Source organism: Paenibacillus solani (genome assembly GCF_050475945.1).
GTDB lineage: Bacteria > Bacillota > Bacilli > Paenibacillales > Paenibacillaceae > Paenibacillus_AQ > Paenibacillus_AQ solani_A.
Genome location: NZ_JBCMXJ010000007.1, coordinates 421,043 through 436,080, shown reverse-complemented (window position 1 = coordinate 436,080; position 15,038 = coordinate 421,043). Strand labels below are relative to the sequence as shown.

At 49.1% G+C, this 15,038-nt stretch carries 12 protein-coding genes; 6 read left to right on the top strand and 6 right to left on the bottom strand.

Annotation, left to right across the window (positions count from 1 at the left end; all coding sequences use genetic code 11):
- Positions 1–82: 82 nt before the first annotated feature.
- From ABEQ74_RS10135 to cidR, 5 genes are all read right to left on the bottom strand, one after another.
- On the bottom strand, positions 83–2,371 hold the full coding sequence (locus tag ABEQ74_RS10135; protein WP_430122021.1) for an ATP-dependent DNA helicase: 2,289 nt from the start codon (positions 2,369–2,371) through the stop codon (positions 83–85).
- A 558-nt stretch (positions 2,372–2,929) separates the two neighbouring features.
- Positions 2,930–3,724: a delta-lactam-biosynthetic de-N-acetylase gene (pdaA, locus tag ABEQ74_RS10130; RefSeq protein WP_430122019.1), complete on the bottom strand. Its 795-nt coding sequence runs from the start codon at positions 3,722–3,724 to the stop codon at positions 2,930–2,932.
- A 144-nt stretch (positions 3,725–3,868) separates the two neighbouring features.
- Complete coding sequence (locus tag ABEQ74_RS10125) at positions 3,869–4,909, bottom strand: oxidoreductase (protein WP_430122017.1); 1,041 nt, start codon at positions 4,907–4,909, stop codon at positions 3,869–3,871.
- Between the two features lie 154 nt (positions 4,910–5,063).
- Complete coding sequence (locus ABEQ74_RS10120; protein WP_430122014.1) at positions 5,064–6,686, bottom strand: catalase; 1,623 nt, start codon at positions 6,684–6,686, stop codon at positions 5,064–5,066.
- A 105-nt stretch (positions 6,687–6,791) separates the two neighbouring features.
- Positions 6,792–7,682, bottom strand: coding sequence for a cidABC operon transcriptional activator CidR (gene cidR, locus ABEQ74_RS10115; RefSeq protein ID WP_430122012.1), 891 nt, complete (start codon positions 7,680–7,682; stop codon positions 6,792–6,794).
- Positions 7,683–7,807: 125 nt separating this feature from the next.
- On the opposite strand from cidR, the gene ABEQ74_RS10110 reads away from it, so the two are divergent.
- From ABEQ74_RS10110 to ABEQ74_RS10085, 6 genes are all read left to right on the top strand, one after another.
- On the top strand, positions 7,808–8,179 hold the full coding sequence (locus ABEQ74_RS10110) for a CidA/LrgA family protein (RefSeq protein ID WP_430122010.1): 372 nt from the start codon (positions 7,808–7,810) through the stop codon (positions 8,177–8,179).
- Positions 8,176–8,865, top strand: coding sequence for a CidB/LrgB family autolysis modulator (locus ABEQ74_RS10105; RefSeq protein WP_430122008.1), 690 nt, complete (start codon positions 8,176–8,178; stop codon positions 8,863–8,865). The genes ABEQ74_RS10110 and ABEQ74_RS10105 overlap by 4 nt, the downstream gene beginning before the upstream one ends.
- A gap of 267 nt (positions 8,866–9,132) precedes the next feature.
- On the top strand, positions 9,133–10,992 hold the full coding sequence (locus ABEQ74_RS10100; protein WP_430122006.1) for an LTA synthase family protein: 1,860 nt from the start codon (positions 9,133–9,135) through the stop codon (positions 10,990–10,992).
- Positions 10,993–11,280: 288 nt separating this feature from the next.
- Complete coding sequence (locus tag ABEQ74_RS10095; RefSeq protein WP_430122004.1) at positions 11,281–11,610, top strand: hypothetical protein; 330 nt, start codon at positions 11,281–11,283, stop codon at positions 11,608–11,610.
- A gap of 57 nt (positions 11,611–11,667) precedes the next feature.
- Positions 11,668–13,020 (top strand): hemolysin family protein, encoded by a 1,353-nt coding sequence (locus ABEQ74_RS10090; protein WP_430122002.1) that lies wholly within the window; start codon positions 11,668–11,670, stop codon positions 13,018–13,020.
- Between the two features lie 255 nt (positions 13,021–13,275).
- A complete protein-coding gene (locus ABEQ74_RS10085; RefSeq protein ID WP_430122153.1) occupies positions 13,276–13,791 on the top strand; it encodes a hypothetical protein in 516 nt (171 codons plus the stop codon).
- Positions 13,792–13,899: 108 nt separating this feature from the next.
- On the opposite strand, the gene ABEQ74_RS10080 is transcribed toward ABEQ74_RS10085, so the two are convergent.
- Positions 13,900–14,937, bottom strand: coding sequence for a hypothetical protein (locus ABEQ74_RS10080; protein ID WP_430122000.1), 1,038 nt, complete (start codon positions 14,935–14,937; stop codon positions 13,900–13,902).
- Positions 14,938–15,038 lie beyond the last annotated feature (101 nt).

Below are 15,038 nucleotides of genomic sequence, written 5' to 3'. Positions count from 1 at the left end.
TTTGACATCAGCCTCCTTCAGCTATTAAATATATCCATATTATAGAGTTATCATTTCCAGACGTCAACACTATATACAAAAATTAGATGCGCCTGTAATGCCTCCATTCCTCCGGCAGCAGCATCCCGTACTGACGATTCAAAAAGCGGTCATCCACGAGCGTCAGCGTCCCGCTGTCCTGCTCTGATCGGATCAGGCGCCCTCCGGCCTGCAGCACTTTGTTCATGCCCGGATAGACATAGGCGTAATCGTATCCCCTCTTGCCAGTACGATCAAAATAATCCTTGATGATATCATTCTCGAAGGACAGCTGCGGCAGCCCTACGCCGATGACGACGACGCTGGAAAGCCGTTCTCCCTTCAAATCGATGCCTTCGGAGAAAATCCCGCCCATGACGGCAAAGCCGATCAGCGGTTCGGCCGCATCCGCCTGGAACGCATTCAGGAACGCTTCCCGCTCCTCTTCGCTCATTCCATGCCCCTGGAGCAGGGTACTCGCTCCCGGGTTCATTCTTGTGAAAGCCTCATGTATGTCCTGCATGTAAGGGTAGGACGGCAGAAAGATCAAAGTATTCACCGGCTTTTCCTGAATCAATTCACTCAGCATCCGAACGATGGCTTCGCTATTGCGCTCCCGGTCCTTGAATCTGGTCGATAACGGCAAAATCCGGACATCCAATTGCTCGGAAGAGAAGGGAGAAGGGATCGAGAGGCTGTAGTCCTCTTCCTCCGCTCCCAGCATGTCGCGATAATATCCGAGCGGCATGAGCGTAGCTGAGAATAATACGCTGGAACGATAGTTTTTCCCCGCTTGCTGGAGCAAGTATGAGGGATCAAGACAAAACAGCTTGAGAAACACCTCGCTCCCGCTCATCTCCGCATAAGTAACAAAGCGGTCGTCATACAGCTTGGAAATGCGCAAATAACCCTGAACGGCAAAATAACACTCGAGGAGCGCATCAGCCTCTTCTCCGGTTTTCCCTGTCATCAGTTCGGCCTCCGCCTGGAGCGAAAAGTCCTCCAGCAGCTCCACCATCATCTCTGGCTGCTGAGAGCCGACAATTCGTTCTTCTCCCTCACTGGCCTTGCGCAGGATCTTAAACCGGTTGTTTACCCGCTTCGCCGTATTGTATAACCCCGGATTACTCTCTTTGTATGCTCTTTGCAAATCCAAGAATGCCGATTTATTCAACTCGGCCGAGAACATTCCCCGCGCCCGGTCTACCAGATTATGCGCTTCGTCAACAAGCAGCACGCTGCGTTTCTTCACATCCTCCGGCATCCGCTTAAATGATACGCGCGGATCAAACACATAGTTGTAATCGCAGATGACGGCATCGGCGGCATACGCAGCATCCAGCGAGAACTCAAACGGACATACGGTATGTTTCCGGGCGTACTCTTCAATAACGGGTCTCGTAATCAGCGTTTCGTTCGAGAGCAGATCCAGTATCGCGCCATTAATCCGGTCGTAGTAACCCTCCGAGAACACACAGCCCATCTGGCTGCAGCCTTCGGCTTCACTAAAACAAATCTTGTCCTTTGCCGTCAGTGTGACCGCATGCATGCAAAGCCCTTGAGACTCCATGAGAGCCAGTGCTTCCTCTGCTGTGGTTCGCGTGATGGTTTTGGCTGTCAGATAGAAAATCCGCGACAGCAAACCTTCTCCGATCGCTTTGACGGAAGGAAACATCGTGGATATGGTTTTGCCTATGCCTGTCGGCGCTTTAGCAAACAATCTTCGTCCTTCCCCGATGCTTTTATATACAGCTCCGGCCAGCTTTCGCTGGCCCTCACGGTAGGCAGGAAACGGAAACTTCAGATCGCGGATGCTCTGATCTCTCCGCTCCCCATGCTCCCGCAGCAGGTTGGCGTAAGGAGCGTAAGCCGCCACAACCTCAAACACAAAGGCTTCCAGCTGAGCCAAGCTCCATTCCTCAACGAACTGCTTCCGCTCTCCGCTCGGAACCTGGAAGTAGGTTAATCGTACGGCCATCTTCGGAATCTCGTGCTGCTTCGCGTACATATAAGCATACATTTTGGCCTGTGCCCAATGAACCGGGTAGGTATGCTCCGTAATTTCACCCAAATCGCCAGAGGTCGACTTGATCTCGTCTATGAGCATCCGCCCTTCCTCTTGAATCAGGCCGTCACAGCGTCCTTCCACCACAAACAGAAGATCTTCGTAAGGAATTTCTGCTTCAAGCTGAACTTCCTTCTGATCGTTCTCACCGTAGTCGCGTTGTACCTGTTGATGCGCCCGGGTCCCCTCGGTGAGGGAGGTCGCTGTACGGAAACCCGAGGTAATGCTGCCGCTGCGAAAGACATATTCCACCAGCGGCCTGACGGATATTTGTATGGTATGAGGCATGATGGTCTCCTCCATTCATGTACTATGAAGAGGTTGTTCAAAAAGTCCGCTTTTGATAAGAAAACCAATCGAGGCTAATCAAAGATGAGCGACCACGATTCAAAGGTAGGTTTTCTTGCGATATAGAATTCCATCAGCTCTGCTGATAACGAATAAATTCTCTATCTAACACGAAGCGTATCAGGAAGCAACTCGGCATCGAATCTTGAATTCAGCCGGGCATAAGCAGTTGCTTCCGAAGCATGTTTCCTACGGAAACATTTCAGGTGCTCACGTACCCAAAACAGCAGATGCTTTCGAAGGCGTTTTCTGCGAAAACGTGTAGCTCCGCTCCTGACGTCCCTAGCTTCATCTAACCTAGAGCGTTTTGAAAAAACGCATTTCGGAAGCATAAGCCTCGGTGCTGAAAATCAACCTTTTTGAACATGTACTATGAAGGGTATTATAGCAAACATTCGTTCCTGAATGTGAAGCGTATATGATGATTTCATCACAAAAAAAACGTGCAGTCTCCTCCTGATCAGGATGGATGTCTGCACGCTGGTTAACGACAACGACTTATGGTACTCTTTTCTGCATTTGATCTAGACTTTTGAATTCATATCCCCGGTTCCTGGCTTCGTCAATAATCCGGCCCAAGGCCTCCGTGTTATCCTTGGAGATCGAATGCAGCAGGATGACAGCGCCCGGGTGGAGCTGCGCGGTTACCTTATCATAAGCATACTGCGCACCGCGCTGGGACTTCACGTCCCAATCCATATACGCGAGCGACCAGAAGACATTGGTATAACCCAGCTGCTTGCTGGTCGCTAAGGACCGCTCATCGAATATGCCGCGCGGAGTACGCAAATATTTCATATCCGGCTGGCCAGTTATCTGCATAACCTCCTTCTTCACCCGTTCCAGCTCCTCGGTCAGCTTCTCTGACGAGATGGTGGTCACATCCGGATGATTCCAGGAATGGTTGCCGATTATATGGCCTTCGGCCGTCATCCGCTTCAGCAGTTCTTCCTGTGTCTTCACGTAATGTCCTGTCACGAAAAAGGTGGCTGGCACCTTCTTCTCCTTGAGCGTATCCAGGATATTGGCGGTATACCCGTTTTCATATCCATTATCAAACGTCAGATACAGTTCCTTCTGTTCGGGATCGCCCATAAAGATGGCGCCGTATTTTTGCAGAAGCTCCTTGAAGCCTTCTTCATTGATCGAGGGCAGCTGGCCATTGACACTTTTCTTAAACCCAAAGTGAAACGGACCGCTTCCAGCAGCCAATACTGCTCCGGAGAAGGCCAGCATCACCGACAGACTCACCAGAAGTGCAGCGGCCGGCCGAAAGATATGGCGTTTCTTCATAGCCGTTCTCTCCTTCTTAGATGTAATATCAATTGAACACCCCTTATGAAAATTCCACCAAGGGTTGCATTCATCTAATATCCCACCAATCGGATCAAACTATGTGCTTGTCCATTCGCAAAAAGAGTTTTAAGCCTTCCCTCATCAGGTGATTTTGATAGTACGGCCTTCCTCATGACTTTGCACTGCGTATTCAATCATGCGGATAACGTCGCGGGCTTCTTCCGGCTGGACAGGCAAAGCTCCGCCTTCAAGTATCGATTCGGCCAGTCTTTGATAAAAAGCCTGATAACGTCCCGGGAGTGTCTCAATCTCGCCTTGGACCGCCAGTCCGCTCAGCTCGGTAGCAAGCTCCCCGTATTGATCCGGCTGATCTTCGCCCCAGCCCGCATCTCCTGGATACATACCCTGCTTGAGCTGGCCTTCCTGGGGATCCGTTCCGTATTTCAGGAAGCTTCCCTTATCGCCGTGAAGCTCGAATCTTGGTCCGGCTTGTCTTACCAGCGATCCGGAATGCAGAATAACGCGGAACGTTGCGTATCCGAGCACCAGGTGAAAATAATCATAAGTCTTGGCCCCTTGGCGTTCTATGTTCAAATCCGCCCATAGCGTCTTCGGCATACCGAACAGGAACAAGGCCTGATCAATTAAATGAGAACCCAGATCATATAGAATTCCGGAGCCTGGGACCTCCTGCTCCCTCCAACCTTCAGATTTCACCTCGGGACAATAACGGCTTAGCTGCGACTGATAAATAGAAAGCTTGCCAAGAGCGCCCGTCTCCAGCAAATTGCGGACGGTTAGAAAGTCATTGTCCCAGCGGCGGTTATGGTACACCGTGAGCAAGACTCCCTTCTGCCTGGCCAGATCAATCAGCTGGTCTGCTTCAGCTGACGTCACCGCAAACGGCTTCTCGACAACCACATGCTTCCCTGCTTCGATCGCCAACCGGGTATAATCATAATGCGTTTCGTTCGGGCTCGTGATGATGACTACATCAATCTCCGCTGACAGGAGTTCTTCCACGCTTCCTGCAACCGCCACATCTGGCAAATCCTTGCGAACTTTATCCGGATCTGATGAAACAACCGTGTGCACATTGTAATCCGGCACGCTTCTCAGGATCGGCGCATGGAATACGGACCCGGACAGCCCGTAGCCGATAATCCCCGCTTGTATTGTCATAACCTAAGCCTCCTCCCATCATTCTTCTGCTTGATTCTATACGCATAGCTTGGATTCCTTGCAACATCTTAACATTCCGCAAGTATTTTACAATAGAAACAGGTAAAGCCGCCTGCACATACCAATGTGCAGGCGGCTTCGTATCATTCTTGATTTAGTATGGATCTGCCTCATGCCCCATCTGCTCGGCGCCCTCGACCGCTCGTTCACGGGCGGTCGCATCCGAATCCCTCTTAGCTTGCTCCAATCCTTCCCTTACCCGGCGTCCATAATCTTCGTCCGCATTGGTAAAGTACTCTACCATTTTGTCCTGAATGCGAATGTCGCATTGAATCAGCGCACCCACCAGATTGTTAATCAAGTCATTTCGCTCCCAATCTTCAAAAGCCCGGTACGTATCTCCCGCTTGCTTGAAATCCAGCGTACGCTCCAGCTTCTGCCGGACGAGATTGGCATCATAATGGGGCTGATGCGGCTTCGCAGTCTGCGAGGCTTCCACTAGACCGTCAGTCATGGAAGGCTCGTAATCCACATGCGGGCTTTGCCCTGGCGCCTTATCTACGTAGTAAGACATTTGGCCGCCGCGCTGGTTTGTAGCAACGCGCTTCTTCGGTGCATTGATCGGCAGCTGCAGATAGTTGGTGCCCACCCGATGCCGCTGGGTATCCGAGTAAGAGAACGTACGGCCCTGGAGCATTTTGTCGTCCGAGAAATCAAGTCCATCCACCAGCACCCCCGTGCCGAAAGCCGCTTGCTCCACTTCGTTATAGTAGTTCTCCGGGTTGCGGTTCAGCACCATTTTGCCCACCTTCAGGAACGGGAATTGATCTGCCGGCCACAGCTTGGTTGCATCTAGCGGATCGAATTCCAGCTCTGGATGCTCCTCATCGCTCATAATTTGAACGCATAGCTCCCATTCCGGATAATCGCCGCGCTCGATGGCCTCATATAAATCCTGTGTTGCATGGCTGTCGTTTGTGGCCTGGATCTTGTTCGCCTCTTCCTGCGTGAGATTCTTGATGCCTTGCTTAATCGGCTCCCAATGATATTTGATGAGCACGCTGTTGCCTTCTGCATTGACCCATTTGTATGTATTGACACCGGAGCCCTGCATTTGGCGGTAGTTAGCCGGAATTCCCCAAGGGGAGAAAACAAACGTAATCATATGCGTCGCTTCCGGAGAACGGGAGACGAAGTCGAACATGCCGACAGGACCCGGAACGTTCGATACCGGATCGGGCTTGAACGCATGGACCATATCCGGGAATTTAAGCGGATCACGGATAAAAAATATTTTTAGATTATTTCCAACCAGATCCCAGTTCCCTTCCTCCGTGTAGAACTTAACGGCAAATCCACGCGGGTCCCGCAGCGTTTCAGGCGAGCCGGAACCATGGATAACGGTGGAGAACCTGACAAACACGGGAGTCCGCTTCCCTTCTTCCTGAAACAACTTCGCCCGGGTATACTTCGATACAGGCTCATCGCCCACTTTTCCGTATGTCTCAAAATAACCGTGCGCTCCTGCTCCTCGTGCATGCACCACGCGCTCCGGGATGCGTTCCCGGTCAAAATGCGTAATCTTCTCAAGATAATGATAGTTCTCCAGGGTCATCGGTCCCCGGCTGCCTACCGTCCTTACATTCTGATTATCCGATATAGGATGCCCTTGACGGTTGGTCAGCGTATCCTCCCGTTCACTCTCGCCCCGGTTCTGAGAATAGCCTTTCCGCTCTTGGTTCAAACCGTTATTCCCCTCATGTTCTTGACCACTCACGTGTGTCATTCCTCCTTGGATATATGGCTTATCACGATCCTCTTACTATGGATATTATGTCCAAGGAGTGAAAATGTATGAAATGCCCTTTATTTTGAAACAAACCTATTCCTCTTCGCCCAGCAGCGAACGCGTAAAGCTGATCCATTCCCTGACGGCAAAGGACAAATATCGGTCCTTCCTCCAGATCATCCCGAGCTGCCAGGGAATCGCGGGGTTATCCAGCGGCAGTATCGTCACACGTGAAGAATCGATTTCCTTGCAAATCGTCTCCGGGAGCAACGCAATACCCAGATTGGCAGCCACCATGCCGCTGATGAGATCCCACTGTGAGCTTTCATAGACCACCCTCGGTTCGAAGCCTGCACTGATGCACTCGCGGATGATTCGGTCATGCAGCGTAAAATCCTCCCGAAACAGCACAAACGATTCATCGGCAAGCTCATTCAGGTGAACATGCTCTCGATCTGCCAATCGGTGGGACGGATGCACCAGCAGGTTCAGCTTCTCTTTCAAGAAGGAGTAATAGTGGAATACGTCTTCGTTGACCGGCAGCACAGCCACCCCGATATCCGTCTTCCCGCTCTCCACATCTGCCTCCACTTTCTTGGCGCCATCCTCAAACAGTTGAATCGTGATCTTCGGATAATCCCGGTGAAACTGCCCGATCACTTCCGGGAAAAAGCTGGAGCCTACCATCGGGGGAAGTCCGATGCGAAGATGACCCCGCTTCAGATTCATCAGGTCTTCCAGTTCTGCGGATACCCGCTGAAAGGAATCGACCATCTGCTGGGCCTGTTGATACATAATCTGGCCTGCATCGGTCAGCTCAATCCGCTTGCCCTGCCTGTGGAACAAGGTTACGCCCCACTCCTCTTCCATATTGCGGATCGTTTTGCTAATCGTTGGCTGTGTAATATACAATCTCTCGGCTGCTTTGGTAAAACTCTGGTTCCTCGCCACCTCCAGAAAATACTCCAGATGCCGTATATCCATCCCATATCCTCCGTTCTTAGCTATCCATAGACAAATGGAATGCATGTTATTCGATATATGCATTTTACCTATGAAAATAATCGTTGTAAAATTTCATAAGAATGAAAAAACGAAGGAGGCCGGTCATGATTAACATGATAAAAGGAACGCTTCAAGTGGCCGGTTTCATGCTGCTATCCCTAGGAATGGATCAACTGGCAAAATGGCTGGATTGGGGGATTCCCGGCAGCATACTTGGCATTGTCGTTGTATTTATACTTCTCGAAACGAAAATCCTTCGACTGGAATGGATCGAGCTGGGCGCCAATTGGCTGCTCGCCGAATTGCTATTATTCTTCATACCTGCTGCGGTAGGAATCATGAAATATTTTCCGATGCTAGAAGCGGACGGACTCCAGATTCTCATCGTCGTTGTCTTTAGTACGATTATTGTGATGGTAAGTTCTGGGCTGACTGCAGGCTTCATCTCATCTAGAAGGGAGCGTAAAACACCATGAACATCCTGCTGAATATGATCCTCGGCCTGATGCTGACCATCGGAATATACGCGGGAGCCAAACGACTGTACCGCCGTCTCCCGAAGGTATATTTATCGCCGCTTCTCATCACCCCGGTCCTCATTGTGATTATACTGACACAAACGGGGGTATCTTATGAAACATACAATGAAGGTGCACAGTGGATCAGTAAGCTGCTTGGTCCTGCTACGGTTGCTTTTGCCGTGCCGTTGTACAAGAACTTCCAGACCCTTAAGAAGCATGCGGCCGAGATTATGCTCAGCGTGCTGACCGGGTCGGTACTGGCGATGGTATCCTCTGCGTATCTCGCAAAATGGATGCATCTGAACAGCTCCCTGGCTACCAGTCTTGTACCGCGCTCCATTACAACCCCCATTGCCATGAATGTCTCCGAAGTGATCGGAGGCGTGCCGAATATGACGGCCGTCTTTGTCATTATGACCGGGATTCTGGGCTCCATGATTGGACCTGCTGTCATGCGTATTTTCCGGATACGAGGCGATATTGCAAGAGGTGTTCTGTTTGGGACAAGCGCCCACGGAACGGGCACTTCGAAGGCATTCGAATTCAGCTCTCTATCCGGTACCATCTCCAGCATTTCGATGATTGTGGCGGCTCTATTCACCCTCGGAACCGCACCGCTGATTATGGCTTTTTTTCACTAATATTTTTCCAATGTTGTCAAAACCGGCTGCAGCCGGTTTTTTCGCTATCCAATCCCCGTTGTTAGATGAATATCTCCGACTTACTTTAACTCTTTGACAACCTTCACCGAAGAGGTCATAATAAATTCTGTTCATTAGTTGTGTAAATACAGGGTATAGAGAAAGTAAATTAGCAGCAGCGTATTACGCTAGCGATTCTCAAAAAACAGAATAGCCGCTAAAGCTCTGAAGCCAGTAATATGCGGCATGGAAAGGAAGGCGATACCGGTGTTCTCCACCTCTCGGTTTCGGTTAACGATCACGAAGCCATTCATATTTTTCTCTGTCATTATGCTGCTTAAAAGTTACTTGGCCTGGAGTGTCATCTTTGATGATGTTATACCATGGAAACCGCTTATCACAGAAATCCCTTTCATTTGGCTTGTGTTCAGCTTAATTGAGTGGTTCGCTTCCAAGCGAAAGCTCACGGTCTATATGATTGTTAATTTATTGCTGACCGCCATATTCTTTGCAGCCATTATGTATTATAAGTATTACGGCGTCATTGTTACGTATCATGCGTTAGAGCAGGTCAACCAGGTAACCGCGGTAAGCAACAGTGTCTTCTCCTTGATGGATCCGTACTATCTGCTGATCTTCACGGATATCATCGTGTTGTTTGTCTTGCTGTGGCGCAGTGATCGCGTAAAAAAATGGAAGATTCACCACGCCAAGAAGGAAAAACGCAAAATCATTCCTATCGTGTTTGCCGTTTCATTAATGCTGTGTCTGTTTCAGATCATGCCAAACCGCGCCAGCATGAACGAGATTGTGAAGGCGCAGGAAATGGGGATACTTAACTACGAGGCTTATACGATTTTCCAGCAGGAAAATACACAGCTGGTGGATGCCAAAACCATCACCCAGGATAAAGTAAACGAGTTAAAAGGCTTGAAGGCGTCAGATACGGAACCTCTCCTGTCGGGTGTAGCGAAAGGGAAGAACCTTATCATTATTCAGATGGAATCGTTCCAGAATTTCTTACTCGGTCTGAACATTGACGGTACAGAAATCACACCGAATCTGAATAAGCTTGCCAAGGAGAGCATGTATTTCCCGAACTTCTACCAGAATGTGGGCCAGGGCAATACTTCGGATGCGGAGTTTGTTGTGAATACGTCCTTCTACATTCCACCACGCGGGGCGGCAACCCAGCATTATGTGGATCGGGTTCTGCCAAGCCTTCCTAGGTTGTTGCAGGGAGCAGGCTATGATACGGCCACCTTCCATACCAATGTCGTAGAGTTTTGGAATCGCGGGGAGCTATACAAAGCGCTCGGTTTCAACCGGTATTATGACAAAGCATTCTTTGGTGAAGATGACAAGCTCTTCTTCGGTGCTTCCGATGATACGCTCTATTCCAAAACAGCTGCTGAGCTGAAGAAAATGAATGATGCCGGCAAACCATTCTATACGCAGATCATTTCGATGTCGGCTCACCATCCGTTTACGATTCCTCAGGAAAAATATCGGATGACGCTGCCTGACCGATATGAGGGAACCTTCGTCGGGGACTACATCCGCTCGCAAAATTATGCCGATGATGCACTCGGTAAATTCATCGAGCAGCTGAAGAAAGACGGCGTATGGGATAACAGCCTGGTGGTTCTCTACGGTGATCACCTTGGGCTTCCAATTTATTCCCTAGACAGCAAGGATAAAGAACTGATGCACGAAATCTATGGACGTGATTATACTTCCTCAGATATGATCAATATCCCGCTGTTGATTCACGGTGCAGGCGTTCAACCGGAAGTGAATGAGCAAGTTGGCGGGCAGGTCGACCTCTTGCCAACCGTAGCCAATCTGCTTGGTGTGTCGATGGACAATCAGCTCCATTTCGGGCAGGATCTGTTGAATCATAACAATAGTAGTTTGCTGCCGGAACGATACTATCTTCCTTCAGGCACATTCATTAACGATACGACCCTGTATATTCCGGGGATTGGCTATGAGGATGGAACCAAGCATCCGCTTCCGAACTCAGACGGGAAGAAGACTCAAGCTTCCAAGGATGAATTCGAACGCGCACTGCAGCTGCTCCATCTATCCGACAGTTATATTCGGCAGCTGCCTTTCCATAAATAATCTGCTTGTTAACAAGGCAGCTTCCCTTGATTTGAGGGGAACTGCCTTGTTTCTTTATTTTTATAAACCGCCAACAACCCTTGATATACAAGGGTTCCTGTAGGGAAGACCGACCGCCATTTGACATAGTGGCTTACTTTTTCTTATGATTAAGTACAATATACCTTGTTTTGAACACCGCGTTCGTGGTGAAATTACGTACAACTACTCTCATATTCATACACTGAACATTAAGCCATATATATTCTAGAGCAAATCGATTACGAATGTAGGAGTGACGATCCAACCTTGGACCCCACACGAAGGATAAACAGAATTATATGTTCGGCACTAGGCTTTTTGCTTATTGCTTCCATTTCGCAAATTCCCATGACTGACCTCGGCGATTCCGCTGCGGCCTCGGGATTGGAAGCATCTGAAGGCATTCTTCCTGCATCATCGCCGGTTCCCAAAAGCCCGGAACCCGTACGGTTAATGCTGGAAGCGAAGCACGATGTGTCTCTGCTGTCCTTGCAAAACGTTACCAGCTGCACGGATACCGATATGTTTCTTCTCCTCAAGCACATGAAGTTAGAACCTTTGAAGTTCCGGTCGAATTATGTTGATCACCATGCATAGTAAGCAATGGTTATTAAAAAACTAATTCAGATCAGATAAAAAAAGGATGTGTTTTGTTTGGACGACAGTATAGGCTTGAATTTGTTCTTAGTCGCAGTACTTATCGCAGCAACCGCTTTTTTCGTTATGACCGAATTTGCTATCATAAGACTTCGTCCCAGCCGAGTAGACCAATTAGTAATGGAAGGACGCAAAGGCGCCCTTGCCGTAAAAAAGGTAACTACCAATCTCGACGGCTACTTGTCGGCGTGTCAGCTGGGTATCACCATAACAGCGCTAGGGCTTGGATGGCTCGGAGAGCCAACCATTGAGAAAATTCTTCACCCGGTGTTTGATAGCTTGTCCATCCCTGCAGCGATAGCTTCGCTAGTCTCTTTCTTGCTTGCTTTTATTATCATGACTTATATCCATGTCGTTATCGGTGAACTTGCTCCGAAAACGATTGCTATTAATAAAGCCGAAGCCGTCTCGTTCTTCTGCGCGACGCCTATTATCTGGTTCAACCGGATCATGTACCCGTTCATTTGGCTGTTGAACGGCTCGGCCAACAAAATCGTTCGTCTGTTCGGCATGCACCCTGCCAGCGAACATGATGAAGCTCACTCGGAGGAAGAACTTCGCATGATTCTGAGTGACAGTTATGAGAGCGGAAAAATTAATCAGGCTGAATACGGTTATGTAAGCCGAATTTTTGCTTTTGATGATATGCTTGCCAAAGAAATTATGGTGCCGCGTACCGATATGATCTGTCTGTATGTTGATAAGCCGCTGGCAGCGAACCTGCAGATTATCAAGCGTGAGCAGTATACCCGTTTCCCGGTTGTACGTGGAGACAAGGACCAGATCGTTGGCATGGTGAATACCAAACAGTTCTTCTTGGAGTTTGATGACAATTCCAATATCGACTTGTCCAAGCTGATCCATCCGGCCATGACGGTATCCGAAGCGATTCCGATTAAGAAACTGCTGCGCAAGATGCAGCAGGAAGGAACGCATATGGCAATCCTTATCGACGAGTATGGCGGTACCTCCGGCATGATTACGATCGAGGATATTCTGGAGGAGATTGTCGGCGAAATTCGCGACGAATTCGATGAGGATGAAGAGCGCGAGCTGACCCAGCCTGAGCCAAACCGCATCATTGCTGACGGTAAGGTTCCGATTAATCGAATCAATGATCTCCTTCATACCGATCTCAGTACAGATGATCTGGATACAATTGGAGGCTGGCTGTACGGAAACAACTCGGAGCTTTCCAAAGGCGACACGTATACCTATCAGGACCTGACGTTTACCGTTATTGAGAAGAAGACTCACCGTTATACAAAGCTGCAAATCGTTAAAGAAACGAAGGAAAGCGCAGCTGAAGAGGCCGCTGTCCTGACAGCTGTTGCCGAGAATAACGAGTAGTTACAATAAAACCGCCCTGCATTCCTTATTGAATGCAGGGCGGTTTATTTTCGTTACAAGCGTTATCCGGTTATGATGAACAAAGATAAAAGTATATAATCTAAATTCTGTTTTCAATGGCAAACCAATGGACCTCATTATGAGTCTATATAATAGTAGGCAGTCTCCTATAAACTGGATATATCTGCCAAAGTATCGGTAGACAAGGAGGTTATCATAATCATCAGAATAAGAAGGATTTCGCTATTTGTGCTCATGAGTGTCCTGGTAGCCGCATCGTTCATGTGGAATGGCGAACAAGCTGCTGCCAAAACTGCCGGGGGATATACCGTGGAAGCAAACGGCTTTCACCTAACGGACGTTTATATTCTCGAAGGTAAGACTTACGTTCCACTTAAGTCTTTAGCCTTGGCGTTGGGATATGAGGTCTCCTATTCCCTGCAGGAGGAGTTCGACAACTTTCATCACTATGACCTGAATTCCGCAAGCAGTCCCCTGGTATCGATATGGGGCAATGCCACTTGGGGATACACAATTGTTCGACGGGCAACGCAGGAGATGAGCGTGAATGACGTTAATATTTACACACCGTCCAGGCTGTGTCCGCCTGAATCGGACAATTGCAGCCTCGATAAGAGCAAATATGAAGGGCCCTTCCTCTTCAATAACACCCTCTACGTGCCTGTGCGGGATATAGCCAAAGCTTTTAATCTGAAGCTGACCATCACATTGACACAGGATGGACGCCTCCTTCAGCTGTCTCCGCGCTGACAAAGCTTCTCACCTATAGTTAAGTTCCTAACAATAATCAAACCAAGCCAGGCCGAGTCATAGACTCAGCCTGGCTTCCATTTTAATCAAGTGTATCCACCAGCCTGTTCATTCCAGCCCTCTCATCTCGATATCAGCTACGGACGTAATTTTCGATATATCAAATGCTCTGAAGGTAGCGATGCTGCTCTTCTCCTTCATGACATCAATATCCTGCTCGGCCTTCTTTACGTTACCCGGCGTCTTCAGGTCTGCAGCATAATAATCAATCGTAAGATCCGTCTCCCCCGGTACCGTGACGGAAGGCAAGCGCTGGATTAGCTCCAGTACGCGTTCCTTCTCCTGGTTCATATTATCGGCCGTCAGATCGGCGAATACGATTAAACTTATATTTTGGCTGACATCTCCGCTGTCGCTGGCAAGCTGGCTATAATCACGCACAACCGTGTTGCTGTTGGTATAAACATAAGCGCGTCCAAACGCCTGGTTCGGGTAAATCTCATCCAGCAGGGGCTTCAATCGCTCCTTCAGCTGCTGTCCCCAGAGCAGATTCAGATACGTATCATTCGACATGACAGGAGGACTGGCATCATTACTCTTAAGCGTAAACTTCAGCTCAGGCGCCTGTTCGGGATGGGCTTTAAGTTGGTATGAACCGATAGCCCATGTATAGTCTACATCCGTCACCTTAAAGGATTCATTGTACTTCTGCTCCAGATAGGACTCGGCTGCTGTCTGCACCACCTGCTTCTCGGCGGCCGTTTTCACGAACGGTGCCGTGCCATAGGTATACCCCGCGTAAATGGAGCCAGCGAACAGAGCAAGTCCGATAATGGTCCGCAGGGCAATCTTCCAGGGGGAGGAAAGCTTCTGCCGCCGTTTCTCGTCAAACCTCGGTTTTCTGGGTGATCTGTAACTGAGGTAAATAACCGGTATAATTAGCCCGATCAGATGAAGTCCAATTGCAAGTGGCCCAATAATCAAGCCCAAATATCCCAATGTCATGAAAAAGATAAACAATGCCGCTCCCTGGAGCGCCATAAGCAGCGTGCCGCCTATCAGCATGCCTGGTGTTCCGATATAAAACATCCCCAGCCCGGTGCAGATCAATGAGAGCAGCGTGGCCAACCATTGATGCTTTCTCAAGTTATCATCCTTCCTCGCTATTCGATAGTCTCAAACCAAAGTCCACTTCACCATAGTGAAATGGGCTCCTTGGGTTTAACAAAAAGACCTGTTGCGTTATC

Bases quoted from the DNA above. Each gene is read 5' to 3' on its own strand.
- cidR (WP_430122012.1), bottom strand. From the start codon at position 7,682: ATGGATATACGGCATCTGGAGTATTTTCTGGAGGTGGCGAGGAACCAG.
- ABEQ74_RS10105 (WP_430122008.1), top strand. From the start codon at position 8,176: ATGAACATCCTGCTGAATATGATCCTCGGCCTGATGCTGACCATCGGA.
- ABEQ74_RS10110 (WP_430122010.1), top strand. From the start codon at position 7,808: ATGATTAACATGATAAAAGGAACGCTTCAAGTGGCCGGTTTCATGCTG.
- ABEQ74_RS10125 (WP_430122017.1), bottom strand. From the start codon at position 4,909: ATGACAATACAAGCGGGGATTATCGGCTACGGGCTGTCCGGGTCCGTA.
- ABEQ74_RS10085 (WP_430122153.1), top strand. From the start codon at position 13,276: ATGAGTGTCCTGGTAGCCGCATCGTTCATGTGGAATGGCGAACAAGCT.
- pdaA (WP_430122019.1), bottom strand. From the start codon at position 3,724: ATGAAGAAACGCCATATCTTTCGGCCGGCCGCTGCACTTCTGGTGAGT.
- ABEQ74_RS10135 (WP_430122021.1), bottom strand. From the start codon at position 2,371: ATGCCTCATACCATACAAATATCCGTCAGGCCGCTGGTGGAATATGTC.